26 protein-coding genes, 1 tRNA gene and 1 riboswitch are annotated in these 26,686 nt (G+C 65.9%); of the genes, 19 read left to right on the forward strand and 8 right to left on the reverse strand.

Going from position 1 to position 26,686, the window contains the following annotated elements; translation table 11 throughout:
- Nucleotides 1-41: 41 nt before the first annotated feature.
- Nucleotides 42-121, reverse strand: a riboswitch (SAM riboswitch).
- Between the two features lie 80 nt (nucleotides 122-201).
- The 4 genes from GGD67_RS37765 (at nucleotide 202) to GGD67_RS37780 (ending at nucleotide 4,702) form a co-directional block, all read left to right on the forward strand.
- Nucleotides 202-1,338 carry a 2'-deoxycytidine 5'-triphosphate deaminase gene (locus GGD67_RS37765; protein ID WP_409411130.1) on the forward strand — a complete coding sequence of 379 codons (1,137 nt, stop codon included), beginning with the start codon at nucleotides 202-204 and terminating at the stop codon, nucleotides 1,336-1,338.
- Between the two features lie 108 nt (nucleotides 1,339-1,446).
- Nucleotides 1,447-1,863 (forward strand): PAS domain S-box protein, encoded by a 417-nt coding sequence (locus tag GGD67_RS37770; RefSeq protein ID WP_179739983.1) that lies wholly within the window; start codon nucleotides 1,447-1,449, stop codon nucleotides 1,861-1,863.
- Nucleotides 1,864-1,970: 107 nt separating this feature from the next.
- Nucleotides 1,971-3,023 (forward strand): hypothetical protein, encoded by a 1,053-nt coding sequence (locus GGD67_RS37775; RefSeq protein ID WP_179739985.1) that lies wholly within the window; start codon nucleotides 1,971-1,973, stop codon nucleotides 3,021-3,023.
- A 233-nt stretch (nucleotides 3,024-3,256) separates the two neighbouring features.
- Nucleotides 3,257-4,702, forward strand: coding sequence for an MATE family efflux transporter (locus tag GGD67_RS37780; RefSeq protein ID WP_179739987.1), 1,446 nt, complete (start codon nucleotides 3,257-3,259; stop codon nucleotides 4,700-4,702).
- Here GGD67_RS37780 and GGD67_RS37785 read toward each other — a convergent pair.
- The 6 genes from GGD67_RS37785 to GGD67_RS37810 form a co-directional block, all read right to left on the reverse strand.
- Entirely contained in the window at nucleotides 4,699-5,202 is a 504-nt protein-coding gene (locus GGD67_RS37785) for a hypothetical protein (RefSeq protein ID WP_018320849.1), read from the reverse strand. The two genes, GGD67_RS37780 and GGD67_RS37785, sit on opposite strands and share 4 nt — an antisense overlap.
- A gap of 123 nt (nucleotides 5,203-5,325) precedes the next feature.
- Nucleotides 5,326-5,727 (reverse strand): SRPBCC family protein, encoded by a 402-nt coding sequence (locus tag GGD67_RS37790; protein WP_179739989.1) that lies wholly within the window; start codon nucleotides 5,725-5,727, stop codon nucleotides 5,326-5,328.
- Nucleotides 5,728-5,877: 150 nt separating this feature from the next.
- A complete protein-coding gene (locus tag GGD67_RS37795; protein ID WP_026202432.1) occupies nucleotides 5,878-6,237 on the reverse strand; it encodes a VOC family protein in 360 nt (119 codons plus the stop codon).
- 205 nt (nucleotides 6,238-6,442) lie between these two features.
- Complete coding sequence (locus GGD67_RS37800) at nucleotides 6,443-6,802, reverse strand: hypothetical protein (protein WP_018320847.1); 360 nt, start codon at nucleotides 6,800-6,802, stop codon at nucleotides 6,443-6,445.
- Between the two features lie 130 nt (nucleotides 6,803-6,932).
- On the reverse strand, nucleotides 6,933-7,772 hold the full coding sequence (locus GGD67_RS37805; protein ID WP_179739991.1) for a helix-turn-helix transcriptional regulator: 840 nt from the start codon (nucleotides 7,770-7,772) through the stop codon (nucleotides 6,933-6,935).
- Between the two features lie 91 nt (nucleotides 7,773-7,863).
- On the reverse strand, nucleotides 7,864-8,442 hold the full coding sequence (locus GGD67_RS37810; protein WP_092251977.1) for a methylated-DNA--[protein]-cysteine S-methyltransferase: 579 nt from the start codon (nucleotides 8,440-8,442) through the stop codon (nucleotides 7,864-7,866).
- A gap of 175 nt (nucleotides 8,443-8,617) precedes the next feature.
- On the opposite strand from GGD67_RS37810, the gene GGD67_RS37815 reads away from it, so the two are divergent.
- The 10 genes from GGD67_RS37815 to GGD67_RS37860 all read left to right on the forward strand — a co-directional run bounded on the left by GGD67_RS37815 (nucleotide 8,618) and on the right by GGD67_RS37860 (nucleotide 18,423).
- A tRNA-Gly gene (locus tag GGD67_RS37815) sits at nucleotides 8,618-8,691 on the forward strand.
- Between the two features lie 184 nt (nucleotides 8,692-8,875).
- Nucleotides 8,876-9,457, forward strand: coding sequence for a helix-turn-helix domain-containing protein (locus GGD67_RS37820; protein ID WP_092251714.1), 582 nt, complete (start codon nucleotides 8,876-8,878; stop codon nucleotides 9,455-9,457).
- A 243-nt stretch (nucleotides 9,458-9,700) separates the two neighbouring features.
- Nucleotides 9,701-10,756: a LacI family DNA-binding transcriptional regulator gene (locus tag GGD67_RS37825; RefSeq protein WP_179739993.1), complete on the forward strand. Its 1,056-nt coding sequence runs from the start codon at nucleotides 9,701-9,703 to the stop codon at nucleotides 10,754-10,756.
- 82 nt (nucleotides 10,757-10,838) lie between these two features.
- Nucleotides 10,839-12,293, forward strand: coding sequence for a xylulokinase (gene xylB, locus GGD67_RS37830; protein ID WP_179739995.1), 1,455 nt, complete (start codon nucleotides 10,839-10,841; stop codon nucleotides 12,291-12,293).
- Nucleotides 12,294-13,616 (forward strand): xylose isomerase, encoded by a 1,323-nt coding sequence (xylA, locus tag GGD67_RS37835; RefSeq protein WP_179739997.1) that lies wholly within the window; start codon nucleotides 12,294-12,296, stop codon nucleotides 13,614-13,616.
- A gap of 12 nt (nucleotides 13,617-13,628) precedes the next feature.
- Complete coding sequence (locus tag GGD67_RS37840) at nucleotides 13,629-14,387, forward strand: ATP-binding cassette domain-containing protein (RefSeq protein ID WP_092251718.1); 759 nt, start codon at nucleotides 13,629-13,631, stop codon at nucleotides 14,385-14,387.
- Complete coding sequence (locus tag GGD67_RS37845; protein WP_179739999.1) at nucleotides 14,387-15,469, forward strand: ABC transporter permease; 1,083 nt, start codon at nucleotides 14,387-14,389, stop codon at nucleotides 15,467-15,469. Before GGD67_RS37840 ends, GGD67_RS37845 begins: the two co-directional genes overlap by 1 nt.
- Nucleotides 15,470-15,564: 95 nt before the next feature.
- The gene (locus GGD67_RS37850; RefSeq protein ID WP_179740001.1) at nucleotides 15,565-16,497 is read left to right on the forward strand and encodes a sugar-binding protein; all 933 of its coding nucleotides are present in this window, start codon (nucleotides 15,565-15,567) and stop codon (nucleotides 16,495-16,497) included.
- A 102-nt stretch (nucleotides 16,498-16,599) separates the two neighbouring features.
- Nucleotides 16,600-17,577, forward strand: a complete 978-nt coding sequence (locus GGD67_RS37855; protein WP_179740036.1) for an aldo/keto reductase — start codon at nucleotides 16,600-16,602, stop codon at nucleotides 17,575-17,577.
- Nucleotides 17,578-17,580: 3 nt separating this feature from the next.
- Nucleotides 17,581-18,423 carry an amidohydrolase gene (locus tag GGD67_RS37860; RefSeq protein ID WP_179740004.1) on the forward strand — a complete coding sequence of 281 codons (843 nt, stop codon included), beginning with the start codon at nucleotides 17,581-17,583 and terminating at the stop codon, nucleotides 18,421-18,423.
- A 197-nt stretch (nucleotides 18,424-18,620) separates the two neighbouring features.
- Here GGD67_RS37860 and GGD67_RS37865 read toward each other — a convergent pair whose 3' ends face one another.
- Together GGD67_RS37865 and GGD67_RS37870 are read right to left on the reverse strand one after the other, a co-directional pair.
- Nucleotides 18,621-19,850 carry an ABC transporter substrate-binding protein gene (locus tag GGD67_RS37865; protein WP_179740005.1) on the reverse strand — a complete coding sequence of 410 codons (1,230 nt, stop codon included), beginning with the start codon at nucleotides 19,848-19,850 and terminating at the stop codon, nucleotides 18,621-18,623.
- A gap of 115 nt (nucleotides 19,851-19,965) precedes the next feature.
- Nucleotides 19,966-20,892, reverse strand: coding sequence for a class I SAM-dependent methyltransferase (locus GGD67_RS37870; RefSeq protein ID WP_179740007.1), 927 nt, complete (start codon nucleotides 20,890-20,892; stop codon nucleotides 19,966-19,968).
- 188 nt (nucleotides 20,893-21,080) lie between these two features.
- Here GGD67_RS37870 and GGD67_RS37875 point away from each other — a divergent pair, with 188 nt between their 5' ends.
- From GGD67_RS37875 to GGD67_RS37895, 5 genes are all read left to right on the forward strand, one after another.
- Complete coding sequence (locus tag GGD67_RS37875) at nucleotides 21,081-22,118, forward strand: ligase-associated DNA damage response exonuclease (protein WP_179740038.1); 1,038 nt, start codon at nucleotides 21,081-21,083, stop codon at nucleotides 22,116-22,118.
- Nucleotides 22,115-23,989 carry an ATP-dependent DNA ligase gene (locus GGD67_RS37880; protein ID WP_179740009.1) on the forward strand — a complete coding sequence of 625 codons (1,875 nt, stop codon included), beginning with the start codon at nucleotides 22,115-22,117 and terminating at the stop codon, nucleotides 23,987-23,989. The genes GGD67_RS37875 and GGD67_RS37880 overlap by 4 nt, the downstream gene beginning before the upstream one ends.
- 306 nt (nucleotides 23,990-24,295) lie before the next feature.
- Entirely contained in the window at nucleotides 24,296-24,601 is a 306-nt protein-coding gene (locus tag GGD67_RS37885) for a DUF6460 domain-containing protein (RefSeq protein ID WP_179740011.1), read from the forward strand.
- 21 nt (nucleotides 24,602-24,622) lie between these two features.
- Nucleotides 24,623-25,357, forward strand: coding sequence for an MBL fold metallo-hydrolase (locus GGD67_RS37890; protein WP_179740013.1), 735 nt, complete (start codon nucleotides 24,623-24,625; stop codon nucleotides 25,355-25,357).
- Between the two features lie 3 nt (nucleotides 25,358-25,360).
- A complete protein-coding gene (locus GGD67_RS37895; RefSeq protein ID WP_179740015.1) occupies nucleotides 25,361-26,686 on the forward strand; it encodes an MATE family efflux transporter in 1,326 nt (441 codons plus the stop codon).

Below are 26,686 nucleotides of genomic sequence, written 5' to 3' on the forward strand. Positions count from 1 at the left end.
GGTCACAAAAAAACCGGCCTGGATATATCCACGGGCCGGGATCACAGAGGTCCCCGGCCTGTTTAGCGACTTATTTAACGTGGCTGCAAGCCGGCCGGCTCAAATCACCACGGGATAAGTGATGCTCATATTCCGCAATGCCCTTTCCGTCAAGGCGTCCATCGGATAGCCGTAAAAGACTTGTATTTTCGGCATGTCCGGATGCATCTGACCCCTGATGAGGACCCCCGGTTGACGTTCACGGTTGCGCCCGACGCCAATGGTATCCTGCCCGACCGCATGATCGCGGCGATGGCGGCGGCGGGGCTCATCCTGCCCGCCTATGACTTCGTCGAGAGCCAGATCCAGCCAGCGAGCCTCGATCTGCGTCTCGGCGACATCGCCTATCGCGTCCGCGCCAGCTTCCTGCCCGGTCCCGGCGCCACCGTCGCCGAGCGCATCGACGAATTGAAGCTGCACGAGTTCAGCCTCGCCGACGGCGCCGTGCTGGAGACCAACTGCGTCTACATCGTGCCGCTGCTGGAGAGCCTCGCGCTGCCGCCGGAGATCGTCGCGGCGGCGAACCCGAAGAGCTCGACCGGCCGGCTCGACGTCTTCACCCGCGTCATCGCCGACGGCACCCGCCGCTTCGACATGATCGGCGCCGGCTATCACGGCCCGCTCTATGCCGAGATCAGCCCGAAGACGTTTCCGGTGCTGGTCAGCGAGGGCTCGCGTCTGTCGCAGGTGCGCTTCCGCACCGGTGACGCCATCCTCAACGCCGACGAGCTCGATGGCTTGCATGCCGCCGAGCGCCTCGTCGACATCGACGATGCTGATCTCTCGGGCGGCGTCGCCGTCTCCGTCGATCTCTCCGGCGAGAAGGCAAACGGCTTCGTCGGCTACCGCGCCAAGCGTCACACCGGCGTCGTCGACGTTGATCGTCGCTCCGGATACGCGGTGGAAGATTTCTGGGAGCCGATCTCGGCCCGCCCCGACGGCAGCCTGATCCTCGATCCCGGCGAGTTCTACATCCTGGCGTCGAAGGAAGCCGTGCAGGTGCCGCCCGACTACGCCGCGGAGATGGTGCCGTTCGACCCGCTGGTCGGTGAATTCCGCGTGCATTATGCCGGATTCTTCGATCCCGGCTTCGGCTATGCCGGCGCGGGCGGGTTGGGATCGCGCGCCGTGCTGGAAGTGCGTTCGCGCGAAGTGCCGTTCATCCTCGAGCACGGCCAGATCGTCGGCCGCCTCGTCTACGAGAAGATGCTGGCCCGTCCCGACGCGATGTACGGCCAGCGCATCGGCTCCAACTATCAGGCCCAGGGCCTGAAGCTGAGCAAGCATTTTCGGGTGTAATTCCGTAGCCCGGATGGAGCGAAGCGCAATCCGGGACACCCTCGCTTGTGGCACGATCCCGGATTACGCTTCGCTCCATCCGGGCTACAGTCCACACGAGGTGGTGACATGACCGACCAATCCCAGCTCGACGCAAACATCCTCAACGACGTCGCGGATGCGCTGATCTATTCGGATCGCTCCGGCACGATCATGCGGTGGAACCGTGCAGCGGCGGCGCTGTTCGGCTTCTCCGCGACGGAAGCGCTCGGCCAGAATCTCGACCTGATCATTCCCGAGCATCTGCGCGCCGCGCACTGGAAGGGCTTTGAAGCTGCGCTGGCCAGCGGCAGCATGAAGCTTGCGGGCAGGCCGACCCTGACCCGCGCGCTGCACAAGAGCGGGCGCAAGCTCTACATCGAGATGACCTTCGCGCTGGTGCGGGATTCCGGCGGCACCGTCCTGGGATCGGTCGCGATGGCGCGCGATGTCACCGAACGGGTCGAGCGAGAGCGCGCGGCCAAGACGCCACCACAAACTTCGTGATGCGGAATTGGTGGGTAGCCGCGCAGGGCGCCCTGCACGGGCGTCATGTTGCCTGCCGGAAGGCGCGGTGACACACTCGATCGCAACAACGATCGGGAGCGAAACGAATGACCGCCGCAGCTGACGCAGCGCAGGAAGCCCAATGGAAGCGCTGGCGGGCGGTCGCCGACCTCTACCACGCCTATTTCACCGGCCTCATCCTCACCGTCGTCACGCGGCGCGGCACTGCGGATGCAGCGGAGTTCGTCTTCCGCGTATTCCGCCGCCAGCAGCAGGAGCGCTTCCTGCCGGGGCTTAGGAAGCTCGGGATCGATCATCTGCCGCCGGCGGTGGCGGCCGCGCAATATCACTATCTCTCCAACTGGATCGGCGGCGTGCACGTCGAATACATGTATGAGAGCGACGCCAAGGCCTGGATCCGCTATCCGCCGCCGCGCTGGATCTGGAAGGGCACCGCGATCTGCGGCGTGCCGGGCGAGGTCTCCCGCGCGATGCTGCGGGGATGGCACGCCAATAATGGCGTTGCGCTCGGCGATCTCAGGCTCGGCTTCGTCTGCACCAAGCAGAGCGTCGACGGCCAGGATGGGCTGGAAGGCTATTACCACCAGTACGACCATCCGCTAGAACTCGATCAGCGGCTCGTGTTCGCGCGCCACCTCGAAGCGCCGCTGTTCGATGCGAAGACTGCGCCGGCTTTGCCGGTTGCGAGCTGGCCGAAACCGCGCCTCGAAAAAGCCTATCGCAATTACGCGATGGAATATGTGCGCACGGCGGCGCCCGTGATGGTGCAGCTGTTTGGCCCGGAAGACGCCGGCTATCTGCTGCACCTCACCGGCAAGCTGATCGGCATGCAATATTTCGACGAAGTCGCCGCCGCGCTGGCGATGAGCCGCGGCGGGGCAAGCGCGTTCGCGTCATTCCTGGGCGCGCTGTTCGCGGCGCAGGATGACACGGCCGAGACCTCGCAATCCGAAGGCACGTTCGAAATCCGCCAGCAGAGCTGGAAGCTGATGGACGACGTTGCCGACTATCACGGCGCCTGCGCCAAGGTCCTGGAGGGATTGTTCGAAGGCCTGGCTGCGGGATGCGGGCGGCACATCGGCGTGCACATGCGCACTGCTGCTGGCGGCCGTCCGCCGCTGGTTTGGGTCGTGGAATAGGCGATGGCGCCGCCGCGCGCTTCGCCTCTCCCCGCGTGCGGGGAGAGGGAGAACAACAGCCGCAATTTCACGGGCTGAAATGCGCTGCCGCAGGGCACGCCTGCAACTGGCGCAGGAGAAATCGCTGCGGGCCGTGCTAACAAGCCTCTCGCCGCGCCTTCTGCGCGAAGAAAATAATTGGCACAGCTACGCATTGCCGCGCCGCGAATGGCGCCCCGTGCCCCGGAGAGGACATGTCCGACATCGCCGAAATCCCGGTCGATGAGCAAGAGCGTCCGCTGCCGCCGCCCCCGCGGCCGGTGCGAAGCGCGCTTGTAGACGGGCCGATTCTGCGCACGCTGCTCTCCCTCGCCTGGCCCAACGTGATCGCGCTCTCGGCCGGCACCTGTACGGTAATCGCGGAGACCTCCTATATCGGCCGGCTCGGCGTCGAGGCGCTGGCGGCGATGGCGCTGGTGTTTCCGACAATCATTCTGACCATGACGATGTCGGGCGGCGCCATGGGCGGTGCGGTCGCGTCCGCCATTGCACGCGCGCTCGGTGCTGGCGATCGCGAGCGTGCCGGCACGCTTGCCATGCATGCGATCCTGATCGGCATCAGCTTCGGCCTCGTCTTCATGCTGGGCATGCTGATCTTCGGGCCGCGGGTGCTGGAAATGCTCGGCGGCCGCGGCGATGTGCTGACTCATGCGGTCGCCTACACGCAGGTATTTTTCGGCGGCGCCGTGCTGCCCTGGCTGCTCAACACCATGGCCGGCGTGCTGCGTGGCACCGGCAACATGAAGCTGCCGTCGTTCCTGATCCTCAATTCGGCGGCCTGGCAGATCGTGCTCGGCGGCACGCTGGGCCTTGGGCTCGGGCCGGTGCCGCAGTTCGGCATGCGCGGCGTCGCGGCCGGCGCGCTGATCGCCTATTCCATGAATATCTGCATCATGGGCTGGTACCTGTTCTCCGGCCGCGCCCGGGTTACACCAAAGCTGCGTGGCCTGCGCATTCAGTGGGCGATGTTTTTCGACATCCTGAAGGTCGGCGCGATTGCCTGCTTCTCGCCGCTGCAATCGGTGCTGACGATCTCGATCTTCACCCACATGCTGGCAACATTCGGCACCACGATCCTCGCCGGTTATGGCATCGGCGCGCGGCTGGAATTTTTGCTGACCTCGATCGCGTTCTCGTTCGGTATCGCCTGCGTGCCGATGGTGGGCATGGCAATCGGCGCAGGCAACATCGCGCGTGCACGGCGCGTCGCCTGGATCGCCAGTGCTGCCGCCTTCGTGGCCGTCGGCGCGCCGGCATGCGTCGTTGCGATGTTCCCCGATCTCTGGATCAACATCTTCACCGACAGCGCGGCCGTGCGCGCGGCGAGCCATCAATATCTCTCGACGGTCGGACCGTTCTACGCCTTTTTCGGCATTGCCACGACGATGTATTTCTCATCGCAAGGCGCGGCCAAGGTGATCGGGCCGGTGCTGGCGCAGACGGCGCGGCTGATCTACATCTCGGCGGCCGGCTGGTGGCTATCGACGCACGATGCGACCGCACAGAGCTTTTTCTGGCTGGCCGCAAGCTCGATGGTCGTGCTCGGCCTGCTCTCATTCTCCAGCGTGGTGCTGACGCGCTGGGGACCGCGCGCGAGCAAGGCTGCGATCAAGCCGGCTCTCTCGGGCGCTGCCGACTAGCGATGTTTGTGGCGGCGATGGCCGCCGCCGCCGACGTTGGCGAGCCGCATCAATTGCGGGATCATCGCCATCATGTCGCCGCCTCCGGCGCCGCCGAGCATGCCCATGATGTCGCCGCCACCAACGCCGCCATAACCGGCCGGCATGGTGCCGCCAGCCATCGGGGTGTAGCCGCCGTAATTGGGTGCGCCGAAGCCGCCGCCGAGATTGCCGCCGCCGAGGCCACCGAGGCCGCCGCCGCCCATCATGCCACCAAGCCCTCCGCCGCCATTCTCCATCATGCGGCTCATCATTGGGCCCATGGTCTGCATCATCATGGCGAAGCGGCGCTTGCCCATCTTCGCCTTCATCATCTCCAGCATCGGGGCCATCTGGGTCATCATGTCCTCGCCGCCGGCACCTCCGCCGCCGAAGAACTGCGCCTTCGCCGGCGAGCTCGCGACGGAAAACAGCAGCAGCACAGCGGCCGCCTGGCAAATCACCTTGTCCGCACCTCGCATGACATGCTCCTCGCGTGCGTGGCGCCGCCCGGAGAGTGGAGCCAACAGGACGCACGCCGCGATGGTTACGGCTGGCGAGGGCGGAGCTCTGTGAGAAAACTCACAGAGCCGCGCGGACCGCCGCTAGGCTGCAGCGGGCGGAAACGCTTTATGTATCGCAACGACGGCGTCCTTGGTCTGGCCCTGGACGTAGGCTGCAAGCTCGTTCGGCAGCATGTCGATGATCCACACCAGGCGGCTTCTCCGCTCGCCGTCGGCGATCACCTGCACCGACGCGCTGTAGTGCCTCAGCCGCTCGTTGTTGATGGCATAGACGAGGCGCTGCCGCGCGTCGTCGCAATCGACCAGCACCTCGCGCGCCACCGAGCCGTTGGCGAAGGTGACGATACGCGCATCGCCGTCGAGCGTGCAGGCGGTGACGAAGCCGGGTGCCAGTCGTTCATGCAGCGCGCCGAAATCGCGCACCGCATCCCAGACATCGCGCGCCGGGGCGTTGATGGAGATGTCGTTGTGGATGGAGGCCATGGAGTTTCCTCAAAAGCAGTTTTGTAGGGTGGGCAAAGGCGCGTAGCGCCGTGCCCACCATTTGGATTGACGGGGACAGTTGGTGGGCACGCTTCCGCGCGTCGGACAAGTCGCTTTGCCCACCCTACGAGTGCTCGTGCGCGGCGGCTTCTACACACAGACCGCCTCGACATTGTTGCCATCGGGGTCGATCAGGAACGCCGCGTAATAGGTCGGGCTGTAATCCTTGCGCGGCCCGGCGCCGCCATTGTCGCGGCCGCCGCTCTTCAGGCCTTCGCTGTGGAACGCCTTGACCGCGTCATGATTTCCGGCGCGGAACGCGATGTGCGCGCCGTCGGCCTTGCGGCCCTTGTTCAGGTGCAGCCACAGCGCCGGCTCGCCCTTCGGCCCGAAGCCGGCATAGCCGTCGCCGCTGGAGCACAGGACGTAACCGAGCGGCGCCAGCACCGCGGTATAGAAGCGCGTGGCGGCGTCGAGATCGGCAACGCGAAGTCCGATGTGGTCGTACATGATCGTCTCCATTTGCAAAGCGCGCCGAAAATGGCGCGCGCCGGAGACAACCCTAGTCGGGGTGAGGCGGGCGACTCTTGGAGAATCTTGCGCTCGGCAGCCGGCTAAAGCATGTTCCGGAAAAGTGCGCAGCGGTTTTCCGGAAAGATCATGCTCAAACAATAAACTAAAGCGCGATGACGATTCATCCTCATCGCATCGCGCTTTAGCTCGCCGGCACCTCCGACTGCCACCGGATCACCCGTTTCAGGTGATAGACGTGAACCCACATGTTCGTTCCGATCACGCTGACCGTTGCGACGATCAGGGCCGTGAGCTTCTGCGGGTCATGAAGGGCGAGGACGAGCAGGAACGCGGAGAGGGCGGCCGTGACGCCGAAGCTGAACCAGAGCCCGATGAGGCGTGGTGCAAACCAGGCCGGCTGTCCGTCGGTGCCCCATTGCATCGGAATCCTGCGCGAGGTGATCTGGCGGCCATAATAGACGGCACAGCCGGCGATGAAAGCGAGGCCGACGGCAAGCGCGATCAGTGTGGCCGCAATCACGTCACTCGGGGCACTGTTCATCTGCCGGGTCGCCGCACTCAAAGAGCGTTGATTCGCTCTTTGGTTGTAATATCGCGCGGCGTGCCGTAAGCCCAGTACGACGCGCCCGTCTGGTCAACAGACTATTACCCCGCCATTCCGCCGACCTGTCTCAGTTGAGGACGAGGCGTTCAGCGAAGATTCTGCGCCCCCCGCGCGAGGCCTGGCGGAACTTGGTCGGCGATACGCCGGCAGCGCGGTGGAAGGTGCGGACGAAGTTGGAGAGATCGCCGAAGCCGACGTCGTAGGCGACATCAGTGACCGCGATGTCGTCATCGGTGAGCAGCCGCGCGGCGTGCCGCAGCCGCGAGCGCAACAGATATTGATGCGGGGTGACGCCGAGCACGCTCGAGAACAGCCGCAGGAAATGGAACGGGCTGAGGCCCGCCTGCTTGGCGGCCTGTTCGAGATCGACCTCGGCATGCGAGTTGTCGTCGATCCACAGCGCGGCCTCGACCGCGCGGCGGCGGTCGCGGGCGGTGGGGGTGGCCGGCTTGCGCGCCCTGCCCGAAACGACGTCGATAAAACGGCCGGCCAGGATCTGGCCGACTTCGTCGAGGCCGATATCGCTGTTGCCATCTGCCGCCGTCTGGGCGAGCTCGCCCAGCACCATCAATTCGGGCAGCGGCGGCGTGGCACCGACCTGCCAGATCTCGCGCCTCCCGCCGAGGGCATCGACCATGTCCGCGCTGAGGAAGAACGACAGGCAGACATCGCCGCTGACATGCTCATGCGTGCAGGTGTATTCCTCGCCGGGCGCCCCGACCAGCATCGAGCCCGCCACCAGCTCGAAGAAACCGGCGCGGCAATGGCAGCCGAAGCTGCCCGAGCGGACATAGGCAATGGAATGCCCGGTGCGGCATTCGGCAAATGGCGTGTCGTCCGGTCCCGCGTCGCAGCGAAACTCGGAAACGATCATCGATTGTGACGTCAGCAGTGTGGTCGCGTCCATCCCGCCTATCTAGGCATGATCCGGACAAGTGTGTAGCGGTTGTCCGACAAGATCATGCCCAAAAAAGCTAGGGTGCGACCATGATCGCGCCCTAGCTGGGCGCGCGCGGCGGAGCAACGGGGAGCAGCACCTCGAACAGCGTCTTGCTGGCGACCGGTTGGGCGCCCTCGAGCGCCAGCAGCCGCCGCTTGGAGATCACCCCGCCATACGGCGAGAGCCGATCGGTGTAATTGCCGGCCTCCAGTACCCGGTGGCAGGGCACGATCAGCATGTAGGGATTTTTGGCGATCGCCTGTGCCACCGAATGTGCCGCGCCTGAAGCCCCCAGCGCCTTGGCGACCTCGTGATAGGTCCGCGTCTCCCCGCGCGGAATGGAGCAGGCGAACTCATAGACGCGGCGGTTGAAGCCGGGCACCCCGCCGGCATCCAGGCTGACCTCGGAAAAATCGGGATCATTGCCCTGCAGCAGGCTCACGATGCCCTCGATCGCAAGCTCGGCATTGTTGGAAGGGCGCTGCTCGCGCGCCTCGGGATGGATCGCAAAAATGCGGCGGCGGGTGTCGATCTCCCGCGCCTCCGGCAATTGCACGGCCACCACGCCGGTGTCGCTCCAGATGATGCCGCAGCGTCCGATCGCCGTGTCGAATATCGCGTAGCCACGCCCCACCATGCACACGCCCCACTCAGTGCACGTCTCTCCCCAGACACACGATCATAACACCGCCACAATCCGACGCACCCAAAATCTTGCCAAGACGTTAATAACCGGCCGGCCGGTTGCGCCAAACCGCTTGGCGGGAGGCGCCGTCTCGGCTAATCAGGACGGGCGCGCAAGCCGCGCATAAGCGGGCGTAGTTCAATGGTAGAACGGCAGCTTCCCAAGCTGCATACGAGGGTTCGATTCCCTTCGCCCGCTCCAAGCTTCCCCGATTGAAATGTCCCGTTCGACAACCTGACAATGCGCGCATTCGCGGTGCATGAGATTCCAATATCTTAGCTCCTCGCTCCCGGCGCTGACTGCTTACTCGCCCTAAGCTGCTCTCGCCCGGCGGCTTGTGGTCCTTGTGCCGGGCCATGTTCGGATGAAGGCCAAGACCGGAAAAATGGACCAGCAGAAACTCGACCGTGCGATCGGTCGCCGCTTGAAGACGCTGAGGACGCAGGCCGGCATGACCTTGAACGAGCTCGCCGCGCGTTCCGGCGTCAGCCGCGCCATGATCGGGCGGGTGGAGCGGGCGCAGAGCAGCGCGACGGCTGCGCTGCTGGGACGACTCTGCGCGGCGCTCGACGTGTCGCTCAGCGATGTCGTCGCGCTCGCCGAGAAGCCGCCGGAGCGGCTGGTGCGGCTTGCCGACCAGCCGCACTGGCGTGATCCCGACAGCGGCTATCGCCGCCGGCACGCCTCGCCGACGGATGCGGCGAGCGGCATCGAGATCATCGTCGTGGATTTGCCGGCCGGCGCGCGGGTGCCGTACAGCCCCTGGGGCCGCAACGCCTTTACGCAGCAGTTGCTGATGCTGGAGGGGGCGATCGCCGTGCACATCGACGCCAAGGCGGTGCGCCTGCGCGAAGGCGACTGCTTGGATTTCGACGTGATGCGCGCGGTGATCTTCGAGAACGAAACCAGGCAGGACGCGCGCTACGTCATCATCACGCGGCGCGGCGCCTCCTACGGGAAGATGTGAGATCAGGGCAGGCCCTGTGGCTGCCGACAGGTCCGGTCAACGCTCTGGCCGGCTGCGGGAGCGGCTGCGCCCGCTTGCCGACCCAGGCAAGGCGGCGGTGGCCGCGCGTCCAGGGTTCGAGCGAGACGCGGGTCGGGCTGGGGGCGTGTTTACCTCTGTGGTTACAACCGCAACTCGCGGCGCTGCGGCGACGATCCTCAAAATGAGTTGCGTACCTCAAAACACCTCTGCTAACCTTCAGCGATGGCCGAGACCCTCACCGCGACGGCGCTGACGCTGAAGGACATCGCCCGCGAGGCGGGCGTCAGTCTCGCGACGGTCGATCGCGTGCTGCACAACCGCCCGGGGGTGCGGCCGGACACGGTGCGGCGCGTCCAGGCGGCCATTGAGCGCAACGCGTTCCAGCCGCACGTCGCCGCCGCCGAGCTTGCCCGTGGCCGCGCCCGCCGCTTTGCCTTCGTGATGCCCTCGGGGCCGAACCCGTTCATGCAGCAGATCGAGGCCTATCTCGGCGAGATGTCCGCCTGGCTGTCGGCCCGCCGGCTCAGCGTCGAGACGGTCGCGACCGACGTGTTTGACCCCTCCGTGCTCGCGGCCTCATTGGAGGCGCTGTCGGGCGATTACGACGGCGTCGCCGTGGTGGCGCTGGATCATCCGGGCGTCCGCGCCGCGATCAACGATCTCGTCGATGCCGGCACCAAGGTGGTGACGCTGGTTTCGGACGTGCCGTCGTCGCGCCGCCACCATTATGTCGGCATCGACAACATCGCGGCGGGCCGCACCGCCGGCGCACTGGTCGGACGGCTGGTCGGCCAAAGATCCGGCAAGGTTGCGATCGTCGCGGGCTCGCAGGGCCTGCGCGACCATGCCGAGCGCATTTTCGGCTTCAACCAGGTGATGGCGTCGGAATTTTCCGGCCTCAGCGTGCTGCCGGTGCTGGAAGGGCGCGACGAGGACGATCGTTCCGAACAGGTGCTGGCGCGGCTGCTCGGCAAGCATGCCGACATCGTCGGCCTCTATAACGTCGGCGCCGGCACCCAGGGCGTCGCCAAGGCCTTGAGTAACGAGGCGTTGAGCGATGCCGGCCGCGACAAGGTCGTGTTTGTCGGTCATGACGTCACCGTGCTGACCCGCCGGCTGCTGCTGCAGGGCGTGATGGATGCCGCGATCTCGCAGAACCCCGGACACGAAGCGCGCGCCGCCGTGCGCGTGCTGCTCGCACTCGCCCGCGGCGAGCCGATCCTGCGCGAACAGGAGAAGATCAGGATCGACATCGTGATGCGGGACAATCTGCCTTAGCGGGCGGTGGATATCGAACGGGGCGTGGCGGAGAGCGTGACGTCAAGATCGCGCCTCGCAAAAGGGCAAAGAGGAGGACGATTTGTATCTCGGACTGGACATCGGCACGTCCGGCGTGAAAGCGGTGCTCGTGAGCGAAGCCGGCGCGATCCTCGCGACGGCGGCGCGCGAGCTTGCGCTGTCGCATCCGGCGCCGCTGTGGTCCGAGCAGGATCCCGATTCCTGGGTCGATGCTGCCATCGGTGCGGTCGACGATCTCGCCGCCCGCCATCCACGCGAGGTCACGCGGATCCGCGGCATCGGCCTGTCGGGCCAGATGCATGGCGCGACGTTGCTCGACGAGGATGGACGGCCGCTGCGTCCGGCGATCCTCTGGAACGACGGCCGCTCGCAGGCCGAATGCGCCGTGCTGGAGCAGCGGTGCCCCTCGCTGCATGCGATTGCCGGCAATCTCGCGATGCCCGGTTTCACCGCGCCGAAGCTGTTGTGGCTCGCGCGGCATGAGCCAAAAATCTTCGCGCGCGTCGCAAAGGTGCTGCTGCCCAAGGCCTATGTACGCTATCGCCTGACCGGCGAGATGATCGAGGATATGTCGGATGCGGCCGGCACGCTGTGGCTCGATGTCGGTCTGCGCCGCTGGTCGCCCCTGTTGCTGCATGCCACCGGGCTCGATCTCCACCACATGCCGCGCCTCGTCGAGGGCAGCGCGGTCAGCGCGATGCTCGCGCCGGAATTCACGCAGCGCTGGGGCATGGCGAAAGACGTCGTTGTCGCCGGAGGCGCCGGCGATAATGCCGCGAGCGCGATCGGGCTCGGCGCGATCGCGCCGGGCGATGCGTTCCTGTCGCTGGGAACGTCCGGCGTGGTGTTCCGCGTCACCGACCGCTTCGCGCCGGCACCGGCCTCGGCGGTGCATGCGTTCTGTCACGCGCTGCCCTGCCTCTGGCACCAGATGGGCGTGATGCTCTCGGCGGCGGCCTCGCTGGCCTGGCTTGCCGGTGTGATGGAGACGCCGGCCCCAGCGCTGCTGGCGCCGCTCGGCGAGCGCGTCGATGGGCCGAGCCCGATCAAATTCCTGCCCTATCTCGACGGCGAGCGCACGCCGCACAACGATGCCGCCGCCAGCGGCGCCTTCGTCGGCCTGCGCGGTGCGACCGGGCGGACGCAGATCGTGCAGGCCGTGCTCGAAGGCGTCGCCTTCGCCGCGCGCGACAATCTGGCGGCGCTGAGCGCGGCAGGCGGGGCGATCACCGAGCTCGATCTCGTCGGCGGCGGCTCGCGCTCACCGCTATGGGCGCAGATCTGCGCCGACGTGCTCGGCATTCCCGTTCACCGCATCGAGGAAGGCGAGGTGGGGGCGGCCCTCGGTGCCTCCAGGCTAGGCCGGCTCGCCGCCACCGGCGAAAGACCCGCAGCGGTCTGCACCCGCCCGCGGCGGCTCGCGAGCTTCACGCCCCGCGCATCCGTCACGGAGGCCTATGACGAGGCCTACCGGCGATGGCGCGAGCTTTATCCCGCATTGAAGGAGTCTCCTTAAGTGAACGCGTCAGCCAAATTCTTCGATGCAACCACACCTGTCGCCTTCGCCGGCAAGGACGCGGGACAGGCGCCCGCGTTCCGCTGGTACGACAAGGATCGCCTCGTACACGGCCGCAGGCTCGAGGATCATTTGCGCTTTGCGGTCTGCTATTGGCATTCGTTCTGCTGGCCGGGCGGCGATCCCTTCGGCGGCGAGACCTTCCTGAGGCCGTGGCACCAGGGCGGTGACGCGATGGCGCAGGCGCGGGCCAAGGCCGATATCGCCTTCGAGCTGTTTCGCCTGCTCGACGTGCCGTTCTTCACCTTCCACGACGTCGATGCCGCGCCGGAAGGTGGCTCGCTCGCGGAATCCGTCGCCAATCTCAATGCGATCGCCGATCTGTTCGAAGCGAAGATGGCATCGAGCAAGGTGCGCCTGCTCTGGGGCACCGCCAACCTGTTCACGCATCGTCGCTACATGGCGGGCGCGGCGACCAACCCGGACCCGGAGATATTCACCTATGCCGCCGGCCAGGTCCGCGCCGCGCTGGAGGTGACGCATCGGCTCGGTGGCCAGAACTACGTGCTGTGGGGCGGACGCGAGGGCTATGAGACGCTGCTCAACACCGATCTCAAGCGCGAGCTCGACCAGCTCGGCCGCTTCATCTCGCTGGTCGTCGAGCACAAGCACAAGATCGGCTTCAAGGGGCCGATCCTGATCGAGCCGAAGCCCAAGGAGCCGACCAAGCATCAATATGATTTCGACGTCGCCACCTGCTACGGCTTCCTTGCGCGCCATGACCTCTTGAAGGACGTCAAGCTCAACATCGAGCAGAACCACGCCATCCTCGCCGGTCACTCCTTCCACCATGAGGTCGCGCTGGCCGAGGCGCTCGGCGTGTTCGGCTCGCTCGACGTCAACCGCGGCGACGATCTGCTCGGCTGGGATACTGACCAGTTCGCGATGAACGTCCCGGAACTGGCGCTGGTGTTTCACGAGATCCTGAACCGTGGCGGCTTCACCACCGGCGGGCTCAATTTCGACGCCAAGATCCGGCGGCAGTCGATCGACCCGGACGATCTGATCCACGCCCATGTCGGCTCGATGGATGCCTGTGCGCGCGCGTTCCTCGCCGCCGCCGACATGCTCGATGCCGGCGCCCTCACGGCGCCGCTCACCGAGCGATACGAGGGATGGGCCGGCACTGAGGGCCGGGCCATTCTCGGCGGTCAGCGTTCGCTCGCCGATCTCGCCGATCGCGCGCTCCGTCCCGGCTTCGACCCGCAGCCGCGCTCGGGCCGGCAGGAATATCTGGAATCCCTGGTCAACCGCTATGTCTGAGCGAGGCTGCTGATGGCAAACGCTGACGCGACACCGGTCCTCGAGCTGACCGGCATCGGCAAGGAGTTCGGCGCGATCCGCGCGCTGCATGGCGTCGACATGCAGGTCATGCCGGGCGAGGTGGTCGGCCTGATGGGCGACAACGGTGCCGGCAAGTCGACGCTGGTCAAGATCATCGCCGGCAATTTCCGCCCCAGCCACGGCGAGATCCGCTTTGCCGGCAACGCGGTTCATTTCAACCGGCCGGTCGATGCCCGCGCCGTCGGCATCGAGGTCGTCTACCAGGACCTCGCGCTATCGGACAATCTCACGGCGGCGGCCAACGTGTTCCTCGGCCGCGAGCTGAAGCGCAGGTTCGGGCCCATCGCATTGCTCGACCACAGGGCGATGGCGGCGCGCGCGCTGGAATTGTTCGGCGAGCTGCGCTCGGAGACGCGCCCCGACGACCTCGTCAAGCAGATGTCGGGCGGCCAGCGCCAGGCGGTGGCGATCGCGCGGACGCGGCTGTCCAATGCGCGGCTGGTGATGATGGACGAGCCGACCGCCGCGATCTCGGTGCGCCAGGTCGAGCAAGTGCTCGGCCTGATCCACCGGCTGAAGGAGCAGGGTGTCGCCGTGATGCTGATCTCGCACCGCATGCCCGACGTGTTCGCGGTCTGCGACCGCGTCATCGTCATGCGCCGCGGCGAGAAGCGGGCCGACAAGCCGATCCACCAGACCTCGCCAGAGGAAGTCACCGCGCTCATCACCGGCGCGAAGGAGGCGGCGTGATGGCCATGCCCATGGAATCCCCGATCAGCTTCACCAATGTCGGCCGGATCAGATGGTGGCAGCGCGGCATCTTCGCCTCCCAGACCGGTTACGTGCTGCTCGCGCTCGCGGTGCTGCTGGTGATCATGCATTTCGCCAGCCCCTATTTCTTCACCGAAGGCAATATGCAGAACGTGGCGAAGAATTTTTCCTTCATCGCCATTGCGACGCTCGGTGTCACCTTCGTGATCATCACCGGCGGCATCGACCTGTCGGTGGGATCGATGATGTGCTTCTCGGCCATGATCACCTCGATGGTGATGACAGAGCTGTCGGCGCCCGGCTCGCCCGCAGGCGCGCTGTTCGTGCACATGGCGGCCGACGGCAAGACCGTAATTGCCAACGTGCCGGGCCTGATCCTGCTGGTCTCGATCCTCGCCGGCCTCGGCGTCGCGCTGATCGCGGGGCTCGTCAACGGCTTCTGCATCGCCGTGCTCGGCCTGTCGCCCTTCGTCACCACGCTCGGCATGCTCTCGATCGTGCGCGGGCTCGGCTACGTCGTCTCCAACGGCCGCGGCAGCTTTCCGGGCGGGCCCGATGCCGATCGCTTCTACGCGCTCACGTCGGGCGACGTGCTCGGCGTGCCCGTGCCTTTCATTTATCTCGTGATCCTCGCACTGACGATGGCCGTGGTGCTGCATCACACCTCGTTCGGCCGCCACGTCTTCGCACTCGGCGGCAACGAGAAGGCCGCGGAGCTGACCGGCATCCCGGTCGTGCGGGTGAAGATCGAGGTCTATGTGATCTGCGCGCTCGCAGCCGGCCTCCAGGGCATCATCATCTCCGGCTGGCTCGGATCGGCGCCCGCCAACATGGCGACGTCCTACGAGCTGAACGTGATCGCGGCGGCCGTGATCGGCGGCGCCAACCTCGCCGGCGGCATCGGCGGTCCGCTCGGGGCCATCGTCGGCTGCGTGCTGCTGGAGGTGATCCGCAACGGCCTCGTGCTGGCGCAGGTCTCCTCCTACTGGCAGCAGACGCTGGTGGGCGTGATCATCATCCTGGCCGTGCTGGTCGACCGGATCCGCTCGCGGATGAGCTGAAGGTGACGTCGTTCCGGGAAAACAACGAAGATGCCGCCTGTCCGCTTCCCGGACGTTTCAAAGAGGATGGGCACCAGAGAAGGGTGGAGGAGACAATGAGGAAACTTCTTCTTGCCGGCATCGCCGTCGCAATGATGGCAACGCCGGCGTTCGCCGCGAACTACCGCTTCGTCATCGTGCCCAAGGCGATGAACAATCCGTTCTTCGACTTCGCGCGCGACGGCTGCCTGAAGCGCGCCAAGGAGCTCGGCAATATCGAGTGCATCTACAAGGGACCGGTCGAGCATGAGCCGGCGACGCAGGCCCAGATCATCCAGGACTTCGTCACGCAGAAGGTCGACGGTCTCGCCATCTCGGTCGCCGACGTCGCGGCCATGACCAAGTCGATCGAGGCGGCGACGGCCGCCGGCATCCCCGTCATCACCTTCGATGCCGATGCGCCGGGCTCCAAGCGCATCGCCTATATCGGCACCAACAACAAGGAGTTCGGCGTCGCGCTCGGCAAGCAGCTGGTGAAGATGCGGCCCGATGGCGGCAAATACGCCATGGTCTCGGGCGGCCCCGGCGCCAAGAACCTCGCCGAGCGTGTCGACGGCGTGCGCGAGGCGCTGAAGGGCTCGAAATGGACGGAGGTCGCGGGCTCCCCGACCTTCTGCAACGACGATCCGGCACTCGCGGTTCAGCAGATGACGGATATGCGCACCGCAACGCCGGATCTCGCCGCGATCGTTCCGATCGGCGGCTGGCCGATGTTCGCGCCTGAAGGCTTCAAGGCCTTCGCGTCGAGGAACAAGAAGGACATCGATTCCGGCAAGTTCACGCTGGTCGTCGCCGACACGCTGAAGATGCAGCTCGAGCTGCTGCGCGACGGCTATGCCAACGCGCTGGTCGGCCAGCGTCCGTTCGAGATGGGCGAGAAGGCGATGGACACGCTGCTCGCCATCAAGAAGGGCGAGAAGGTGCCGGAGATCGTCTACACCGGCCTCGATCTCGTCACCAAGGACAACGTCGCGCAGATGTTGAAGTAGGAGCGTCCGCCAGCCCCGCGCTCCTGCGTGCCTCCCCCGCTTGCGATTTTTGCAAGCGGGGGAGATGATCTGGACTGTTGGAATGAAGACAAGGCAATGGGAATGAAACGGTCGCGGCTCGGCTCGCTCGACGTCACTTCAATCGGTCTCGGTTCCGCCCCGCTCGGCGGATTGTTCAGCCCGGTCAGCGATGTCGATGCGGAAGCGACGATCGCGCGCGCCTGGTCGCTTGGGGTGCGCTTCTTCGATACGGCGCCGCTCTACGGCTTCGGCCTCGCCGAGCGGCGATTAGGGGCCTTCCTGCGACAGCAGAAGCGCGAGTCTTACGCCATCTCGACCAAGGTCGGCCGCCTGCTGCGCGCGCCCGATGGCGGCGCCGCCGAGGACGAGCACTATAAGGGTACGCCGCGCGAGCGGCCCGTGTTCGATTTCAGCTATGACGGCGTGCTGCGATCGGTGGAGGAGAGCCTGGGTCGCCTCGGGCTCGACCGTGTCGACGTCCTCCTGGTGCACGATCCCGACGATCACTATGACGAGGCGGTCAATGGTGCCTTTCGCGCGCTCCAGCGCTTGCGCGAGGACGGCACCGTCAAGGCGATCGGCGCCGGCATGAACCAGTCGGAGATGCAGGTCCGTTTCGCCGAGGCCGTGCCGGTCGACTGCTTCCTGCTCGCCGGGCGCTACACGCTGCTCGACCAGGGGGCGCTGGACGCGTTGTTTCCGCTGTGCACCGCCAAGAACATCGGCATCCTGCTCGGCGGCATCTACAACAGCGGCATTTTGGCCAATCCGCACACCAGTGCGAAGTTCAATTATCAGGACGCCGACGCAACGCTGGTGGCGCGGGCGCTGGAGCTCGACGCGCTCTGCCGCAAGCATGGCACCGAACTGAAGGCCGCCGCGCTCCAGTTCTGCATGGCGCATCCGGCCGTCACGGTCGCCGTGATGGGCGCACGCAATGCCGCTGAAGTTTCCGACAACATCGCGATGTCGGAGAGTGCGGTGCCGAGCGCGTTCTGGCAGGAGTTACGTGCGCGAAACCTCGTCGATGCCCGCGCGCCGCTGCCGGGCGGGGCGTAAGGCATGATCATCGACGCCCATCAGCACTTCTGGGATCCGGCGCGCGCCGATTATCCCTGGATGGCAGCGGACGAGCTGACGCCGATCCGCCGCGCTTTCGGTCAGGCCGATCTCGCCCCACTGTTGAAAGCGAACGGCATCGACGCCAGCATCGTGGTGCAATGCCGCTCCGCGCTGGAGGAGACCGAGGAATTCTTGCGCATTGCGCACGAAAATCCCTTCGTCGTTGGTGTGGTCGGCTGGGCTGATCTGACGGATGGTACGCTTGGCGAAACCCTTGATCGGCTTCGCGCTTCACCCGGCGGCGGCAAGCTGGTCGGCATCCGCCACCAGGTCCACGATGAAGCCGATCCCGATTGGCTGCTGCGCGAGGACGTCCAGCGCGGCCTCACCGCATTGTTCGCCCGCGATCTCACCTACGATTTCCTCGTCCGCGCCCGCGAGCTGCCGTCGGCGATCGCAACCGCTCAGGCGTTTCCGCAAGCGCGGTTCGTGCTCGACCACGCGGCCAAGCCGCCGATCGCCGACGGCGGCAGCGACGAGTGGGCCGATCGCATCAAGGCGCTCGCGGCTTGCGGCAATGTCTGGTGCAAGATCTCAGGGCTTGCGACCGAAGCGGTCTGGAACGACTGGGATGCGGAGCGGCTGTTTCCATTCGTCGCGCACGCCGCGAGGTGTTTTGGCGAAGACAGGCTGATCTTCGGCTCGGACTGGCCGGTGTGCCTGCTTGCGGGGAGCTATGGCGAGATCAAGAGCGCGCTGGAAGCCTGTCTGGCGAAGCTTGGCCCGCAGCTGCGGGACAAGGCTTTTGGGGCGAATGCCAAGGCTGCGTATCGGTTAAGTTAATTGCAGCAAATGCGCGCTCTTACCCTCTCCCCTTGTGGGAGAGGGTGGCTCGCCGCGGAGCGGCGAGACGGGTGAGGGGTCTCTCTCCGCGAGCTATCGTTTGCATTTGAGTTTGCTGAAGCAACCCCTCATCCGGCGCTTCGCGCCACCTTCTCCCACAAGGGGAGAAGGGAGGAAGCCGCGGCGCGCGCCTCAGCCTATTCCGACATCGGCTTGTCGGAGATGTCCCAGTCCTTGCCGGTGAAGGTGGAGATGAAGAGCGTCTTCATCGGCGTGTAGTCCCCGGGCGTATAGCTGTAGGTGACGCCGTCGAGGAAGTAGGGCGAGTGGAAGCCCGCCAGCGTCGAAGCCTGCTTCAGCACGTTGGCGCGGGTGAGGTCGTCGCCGCAGCGGCGCAGGATCTCGCCCATGGTCACGGCCTGGCCATAGCCGGCGAAGGCGATGGTGTTGTCGGGGTCGATGGCCGGCGTGTACTTCTTGCGCAATTCCTCGAACGCCATCACGTCGGGGTCCTTCTCCCATTTGGGCAGGCCGACCTCCTTGTTGTAGCGGATGGCGACGATGCCGGTGGCGTTCTCGAGGCCCGCGGCATTGAGGATCGAGCGGCCGGTCGAGCCGGCGGAAAGAAGCTGCAGCGGCTTCCAGCCGAGCTCGGCGACCTTGCGGATCGACTGCGACGACGCCTTGCCGGTCGAGATGTTGTAGAAGACGTCGGCGCCCGACTTGGAGAGGTTGATGAGCTGGGAATCGACGGTCGGCTCGGTGAGATCGTAGGTTTGCTCCATGATCACCTTTGCGGTGCCGCCGGCGTCTTCCAAAACCTTCTTGAAGGGACCGAGGAAGTCGCGACCAAAGTCGTCGTTCTGGTAGAGGATGCCGATCTTGGCATTCGGCTTCACGTTGACGACGTGCCGCGCCAGGATGCGCGCCTCGGTCGGATAGAGTGGCAGGCCCGCCATCGTCCATTTGAACTCTTTCGGGTTGTTCCACTTCGACGCGCCGGTGTTGAGCAGCAGTTGCGGCACGCCCTTGGAGTTCAGGTATTTGTGCACGGCGGTCTGCGGCGCGGTGCCGAGCGAGCCGTACAGCGCGAGCACTTCCTCCTGCTCGACCAGGCGCCGCGTCGCCTCGACGCATTTCGGCGCGCTGTAGGCATCGTCCATGGTGAGAAACTTGACCTTGCGTCCGTTGATGCCGCCCTTCTCGTTCAGCATCTGGAAATAGGCCTCGCCGATGCGCCCGAGCACGCCGTAGAGCGAGCCGGGGCCGGAATGCGGCACGGTCTGGCCGATCTTGATCTCGGTGTCGCTGGCGCCCGCATCATATTTCTTCTCCGCAGCCCAGACGTAAGGCGCGGGCAAGGTGGATGCGGCGATGGTGGCGAGCGCGGCGGCGCTGAAATCGCGCCGCGATGGATTCTTGGTCATTGTTGTTTTCTCCCTGATGCGCGCATTGTGCTGGGAACGCAGCACGGCTCGCAAGTGGGAAGTCACGGCTTTGCGACGCAATGACGCTCAAATCACGGGGCGTTAGCGCCTAAACTCAAGTTTTCTCGGCTACGATCACGAGGCCGCGCACCGGCTCGTTGTTCTCGATGCGCGGCGAGGCCGGCTCCAGCGTCAGCAGCTTGAGCCCGGCCTTGGCGATCGCGCCGCGCACATATTCCGCCGAATGGGCATAACGCAGGCCTTCGCCGAGAACGATGCCGCTGCCGTCATGCGTCTCCAGCGTGAAGGCGAGCACGCCGCCGGATACGAGCGCGCGCCTGGCTTCGCTCAGCACCGGCGCGAGATCGGAGAGATAGACGAACGCATCCGCAGCGACGACGAGGTTCGCGCATCCGTCGTCCTTGCTGCGCAGGCCGTCGATCATGTCGGCGACTTCGAGCTCGGCATAGAGGTTGGTGGCGCGCGCCTCCTTGATCATGCCGGGCGACAGATCAATGCCGATGAAATGGTCGACCTGTTTGGCGAAGGCGGCGGCCGCGAGGCCGGTGCCGCAGCCGAGATCGATGGTGCGCTTGAAGAAGGCTGGCTTCTTCGCCGCGACGCGCGCGGCCAGCACCGCCTTGAAGATCAGCGCGGGGGCGCGGTAGCCGAGATCGTTGATCAGCGCATGCTCGAAGCGTGGCGCGTATTGATCGAACAGCGCCTGCACGTAAGCTTTGGGCATCTCCGACATCTCGGCGTCGCCGAGCCGCATCAGATGCAGGCCGGCGCCGTGCTGGTCATCAGGATCGCAATCGCGCGCCTTGCGGAAAGCCTCGATCGCCTTGTCGCGCTCGCCGAGCTGCTGACGGATCTCGCCGAGCGTGAACCAGGCCGAGGTGAAGTTCGGCGCAAGCTCGATCGCCTGCTCTATGAGGTCAGCGGCGGCGGGCAGGTCGCCCTTGAGCTGGAGGTCGCGCGCGAACTCGAAGCGGCGGTCGGCCATGAGATCGCCGGAGGTCTGGAACAGGCGGAGGGGCATTGGGAACCAACACTCGTCGTGCCGGCTCGCCGGCAATCCATCAAAAAAGCAACTGTTTAAGTGGATGGAGGCGCGGGTCAAGTCCGCGCATGACGGGTGAATTGGAGGCGCTCGCTTCCTATATGAGGCGCGGGTCAAGTCCGCGCATGACGGGTGAATTGGAGGCGCTCGCTTCCTATATGACCACCATGCGCCCCCAAGACATCCTGCTGCCAGTTGCTGCCGGCCTGTGCTGCAAGCCCGGCGGCTTCCATATCGACCCCGTTCGCCCGGTCGAGCGGGCCGTGATTACCCACGGCCATTCCGACCATGCCCGCGCCGGCCATGGTGCGGTGCTGGCGACGCAGGAAACGCTGGACATGATGCGGCTGCGCTACGGCGAGAATTTTGCCGGATCGACGCAAGTCATCAACTATGGCGAGGAGATCCGGCTCGGCGACGTCTGCGTGAAATTCCACCCGGCCGGCCATGTGCTGGGATCGGCGCAGATCGCGGTGACCTGCAAGGACACCTGCATCGTCGCTTCCGGCGACTACAAGGACGCGCCCGATCCGACCTGCACGCCGTTCGAGCTGGTGCCCTGCGACGTCTTCATCACCGAGGCGACGTTCGGGTTGCCGGTATTCCGGCATGGCGATGCGAGCGACGAGGTGAAGAAGCTGCTGGCCTCGGTCACGCTGTTTCCGGAGCGCGCGCATCTCGTCGGGGCCTATTCGCTCGGCAAGGCGCAGCGCGTGATCGCCCTGCTGCGGCAGGCCGGCTATGACGCCCCGATCTATCTGCATGGCGCGATGGAGAAGATCACCGAGTACTACCAGAGCCGCGGCATCGATCTCGGCGAGCTCAGGCCAGTGAAGGGCGTGAAGAAGGCGGCGCTCGCCGGGACCATCACGCTGGCGCCGCCCTCGGCGACCTCCGATCTCTGGACGCGGCGGTTTCCCGATCCCGTCACCGCGTTTGCCTCGGGATGGATGCGCGTGCGCGCCCGGGCGCGGCAGCGTGGCATCGAGCTGCCGCTGGTGATCTCCGATCATGCTGACTGGGACGGCCTCACCGCCACCATCGCCGCGACCGGCGCCGGCGAGATCTGGGTCACGCACGGCCAGGAAGATGCGCTGGTGCATTGGTGCCAGAGCAGGGGCCTGCGCGCGCAGCCGCTCGATCTCGTCGGCTATGGCGACGAGGAGGAGAGCGAGACACCGGCCACAGACGAGGCCGAGGCATGAACCGCTTCGCCGAACTCCTGGATCGTCTCGCCTATGAGCCCGGCCGCAACAACAAGCTGCGGCTGCTCACCGGCTATTTCCGCGAGGTTGGAGACCCCGACCGCGGCTACGCGCTGGCCGCGCTCACCGGCGCGCTCAGCTTCAAGCACGCCAAGCCCGCCTTGATCCGCGATCTCATCGCCGCGCGCACCGATCCGGTGCTGTTCGGTTTGAGCTACGACTATGTCGGCGATCTCTCGGAGACGGTGGCGCTGATGTGGCCGAAGGCGCAAAACAATTCGCAGTCTTTTCCGGGCCACCCCTCTCCCCCGCCCTCCCCCACAAGGGGGGAGGGAGCGCAGCGCAGTGCGGCGTTGTCAGCGAGCACAATATCTCTCAGCGATTTCCAAAGTGAGGGACGCACGAGCCTCTCCGTTCCCTCCCCCCTTGTGGGGGAGGGTCAGGGAGGGGGGTCCCGCGGGCGAGATGCTGATGAGTCCCCTCACGCCCGCAACCACAACAATCCACCGCCGCCGACCCTGACCGAAGTCGTCACCACGTTGCGCACGCTCGGCAAGACCGAGCTGCCAAAACAGCTCGAGCGCTGGCTCGACGAGCTTGATGAGACCGGCCGCTGGGCGCTGCTGAAGCTCGTCACTGGCGCGCTTCGGATTGGTATCTCCGCGCGGCTGGCGAAGACCGCGGCGGCCGCGCTCGGCGACAAGGATCCGCATGAGGTCGAGCTGATCTGGCCTGGCCTTGCGCCACCCTATCTCGACCTGTTCGCATGGCTGGAAGGCCGTGCCGAAAAGCCGGTCAACCGCGATCCCGCGCCGTTCCGGCCCGTGATGCTGGCGCATGCGATCGAGGACAGCGATTTCGCCGCGCTCGATCCCGCCGACTACATCGCCGAGTGGAAATGGGACGGCATCCGCGTGCAGGCGGTGGCGGGCCGCGATGATCGCGGCCACATCACGGCGCGGCTCTATTCACGCACCGGCGAGGACATCACGGGGAGCTTTCCCGATCTCGTGCCGTCGCTGCGCCTGCCCGGCGCGATCGACGGCGAGCTCTTGATCCTGCGCGAGGGCCGTGTGCAGAGCTTCAACGTCCTGCAGCAGCGGCTGAATCGCAAGGTCGTCTCGCCAAAGCTGATCAAGGAATTTCCGATTCACCTGCGCGCTTACGATCTGCTCGGCGACGACGAGAACGATTTGCGCGAGCTGCCGTTCGCGGAACGGCGCGAACGGTTGGAGACCTTCATCAAGAACCTCGACGATCCCCGCATCGATCTGTCGCCCACCGTCGCCTTCGCAAGCTGGGACGCGCTCACCGCCGCACGCGCCGATCCCGCAAGCGCCGGTGCCGGCGAAGACGCGGACGCCGTCGAGGGCGTGATGCTGAAGCGGCGCGATGCGCCTTATTTGCCGGGCCGGCCGAAGGGGCAGTGGTGGAAGTGGAAGCGCGATCCGCACATCATCGATGCCGTGCTGATGTATGCGCAGCGCGGTCACGGCAAGCGCTCGTCCTTTTATTCCGACTACACCTTCGGCGTCTGGACCGCGGGCGAGGGCGGCGACGAGCTGGTGCCGGTCGGCAAGGCCTATTTTGGCTTCACCGACGAGGAGCTCTTGCAGATCGACCGCTTCGTCCGCCGCAACACCACGGAAAAATTCGGCCCCGTCCGCCATGTCGTGCACGAGGGCGACAAGGGCTTGGTGCTGGAGGTGGCGTTCGAGGGCCTGCAGCGCTCGCCGCGCCATAAATCCGGCGTCGCCATGCGCTTCCCCCGCATCAGCCGCCTGCGCTGGGACAAGCCGCCGCGCGAGGCCGATCGGCTGGAGACGCTGGAGAGGATGCTGAAGGCGGAGGCGGCGGAGATTGAGGTGTGAGTGCGTTTTATGAGAGCGCTCGATTGTCGCCAAGGCGGAGATGCGCTCCCTCTCCCGCCTGCGGGAGAGGGTTGGGGAGAGGGCTGTCTCCGCGATGGGACAATCCCCTAGAGGAGAAAGCCCTCACCCGCGCCTTCGGCGCGACCTCTCCCGCAAGCGGGAGAGGTTGGCGACCGCGGCCGGCAGCGCTCCCAAACCGAGGCTACCCGAATTAAACTCCCGTAACCCGATTGACGGTCCGTCACGGGTTCCCCATGTGCCTCGCCGTGCCCTATAATGGGTCGAATCCGCCTACAGGAGTTTGAGATGGTCCAAGACGTCAGAGATTTGCCGGCCGGCCGCAACGACGGGCTGAACCGCTTTCTCGGCGGCTCGCCGCTGGCGGTCGCGCTTCGCCTGGTCCTGCTCTCGATCCTGGTCGGCGTCGTGCTCGCCGCGATCGGCTTCGATCCCTGGAACATCCTCACCAGCATTCGCCTCTTGTTCCAGCGTCTCTGGGATCTCGGCTTCGACACCATCAACTGGCTGTGGCGCTACTTCCTGCTCGGCGCAGTCATCGTGATCCCGATCTGGCTGCTCTCGCGCGTGTTCGGCACGCCGCGCGGCCGGTGAGATTTTGAAGGTCCGCAGCCGATGCAATTGCGTTTTGTCGGCTGCGGCGATGCTTTCGGCTCCGGCGGCAGGCTCAATACCTGCTTCCATGTCTCGGGGCGCGAGGCCAATTTCCTGATCGACTGCGGTGCGTCGGCTCTGCCGGCGCTGAAGCGGCTCGAGATCGCGTGCGAGGACATCGATCTCATCCTGATCACGCATTTCCACGGTGATCATTTTGCCGGCCTGCCGTTTGTCCTGCTCGACGCGCAATTCTCGCGGCGGACGCGGCCGCTGACGATCGCGGGCCCGCAAGGCATCGAGACGCGGCTCGGCGAGGTGATGGATGTGTTGTTCGAGCATTCCTCAAAGACGAAGCAGCGCTTCGAGCTCTCCGTCGTCGAGCTCTCGCCCGAGCAAAGCCGGACTTTCGGTGCCGTGACGGTGACGCCCTATCCGGTCGTGCACGGCGAATCCGGCGGCCCCTTCCTCGCCTACCGCGTCGAGGCCGAGGGCCGCACACTCGCCTATAGCGCCGATACCGAATGGACGGAGACGCTCATTCCGCTGGCGCATGGCGCGGATCTTTTCATTGCCGAGGCCTATATGTACGAGAAGGTGGTGAAGAACCATCTCAGCCTGAAGACCTTGGAACAGCATCTGCCCGACATCGGCGCCAAGCGGGTCGTCCTCACCCATATGAGCGACGACATGCTGTCGCGCCTCGACACGCTGCCCCATATGGCGGCCGAGGACGGCATGGTCGTCGTGTTCTGAACCATGCACGCGCCCGTCCATCCCAAAGTCGGCACACGTGAAGTGTTCGCCATCGCCGGGCCGGCGATGGTCGCGAACCTGACTACGCCGCTGATCGGCATCGTCTCGACCACCGCGATCGGCCGTCTCGACGATGCCGCGCTGCTTGGCGGCGTCGCGATGGCCTCGGTGATCTTCGACTGCCTGTTCTGGCTGTTCGGCTTCCTGCGGATGAGCACGCTCGCCTTCACCGCGCAAGCGCTGGGCGCGGGCGACACGCGCCAGCCGACCGCGATCCTGGCGCGCGGCTTCATCGTTGCCGGCCTGATCGGCGCCGCGCTGATCGTGCTGCAACTGCCGCTGGCCGCATTGCTGTTCGATCTCATGGGCGGCAGCGAGGGTGTGACGCAGGCCGCGAAGACCTACTTCAAGGTCCGGATTTGGTCGTCGCCGTTCGCGCTCGCCAATTACGTCATCCTCGGCTGGCTGATCGGCCAGGCGCGTGCCAATTCGGCCTTGATGCTTCAGGTCGTCATCAACCTCGTCAACATGGCGGCGACGATCCTGCTGGTGCTGATCTACGACACCGGCATCGCCGGTGCCGCGATCGCCGCGCTGTTGTCGGAAGCGGTCGGGTTCGCCCTCGGCGTGATCGTCTGCCGCCATTATGCCGATGGCGGCTTCGCCGTGCCGTACGCGACCCTACTCGACCGCGACAAGCTGTTGCGGATGCTGGCGGTGAACACCGACATCCTGATCCGCACTGCGGCGCTGATCGCCGTATTCCTGTTCTTCACCGCCAAGGGCGCGCAGGCCGGGGACGTCACGCTGGCCGCCAACTCCGTGCTCAACAATTTCCTGCTGGTCAGCGCTTTCTTCCTCGACGGTCTCGCCAACGCAGCGCAGCAGCTGTGCGGCCGCGCCGTTGGCGCGCGCGATGCAAAGGGCTTTGCGGATTCGACCCGGCTGGTGCTGCTATGGGGGCTCGGCTTCGCGCTGGTGGTGTCGGGACTGTTCGCGCTGTTCGGGCCCGCCTTGATCGATTTCATGACGGCGAGTGACGACGTCCGCCGTGCCGCGCGCGAATTCCTGCCGTTCGTCGTGCTCGTGCCCATCCCCGGCGTGTTCGCCTTCGGCTTCGACGGCATCTATATCGGCGCGACCTGGGCGCGCGAGATGCGCAATCTGATGCTGGCTTCGCTGGTGATCTTCCTCGCCGCCTGGTGGGCGCTGCAATCGCTCGGCAATGCCGGGCTGTGGTGCGCGCTGATGGCTTCGTACCTCTCGCGCGGCGGCTTGCAGGCCGCGAGGTATCCGGCGCAATTCAGGGCGACGTTTTCGAAATCGTAG

This window comes from Bradyrhizobium sp. IAR9, assembly GCF_013408065.1.
Taxonomy (GTDB): Bacteria; Pseudomonadota; Alphaproteobacteria; order Rhizobiales; family Xanthobacteraceae; genus Bradyrhizobium.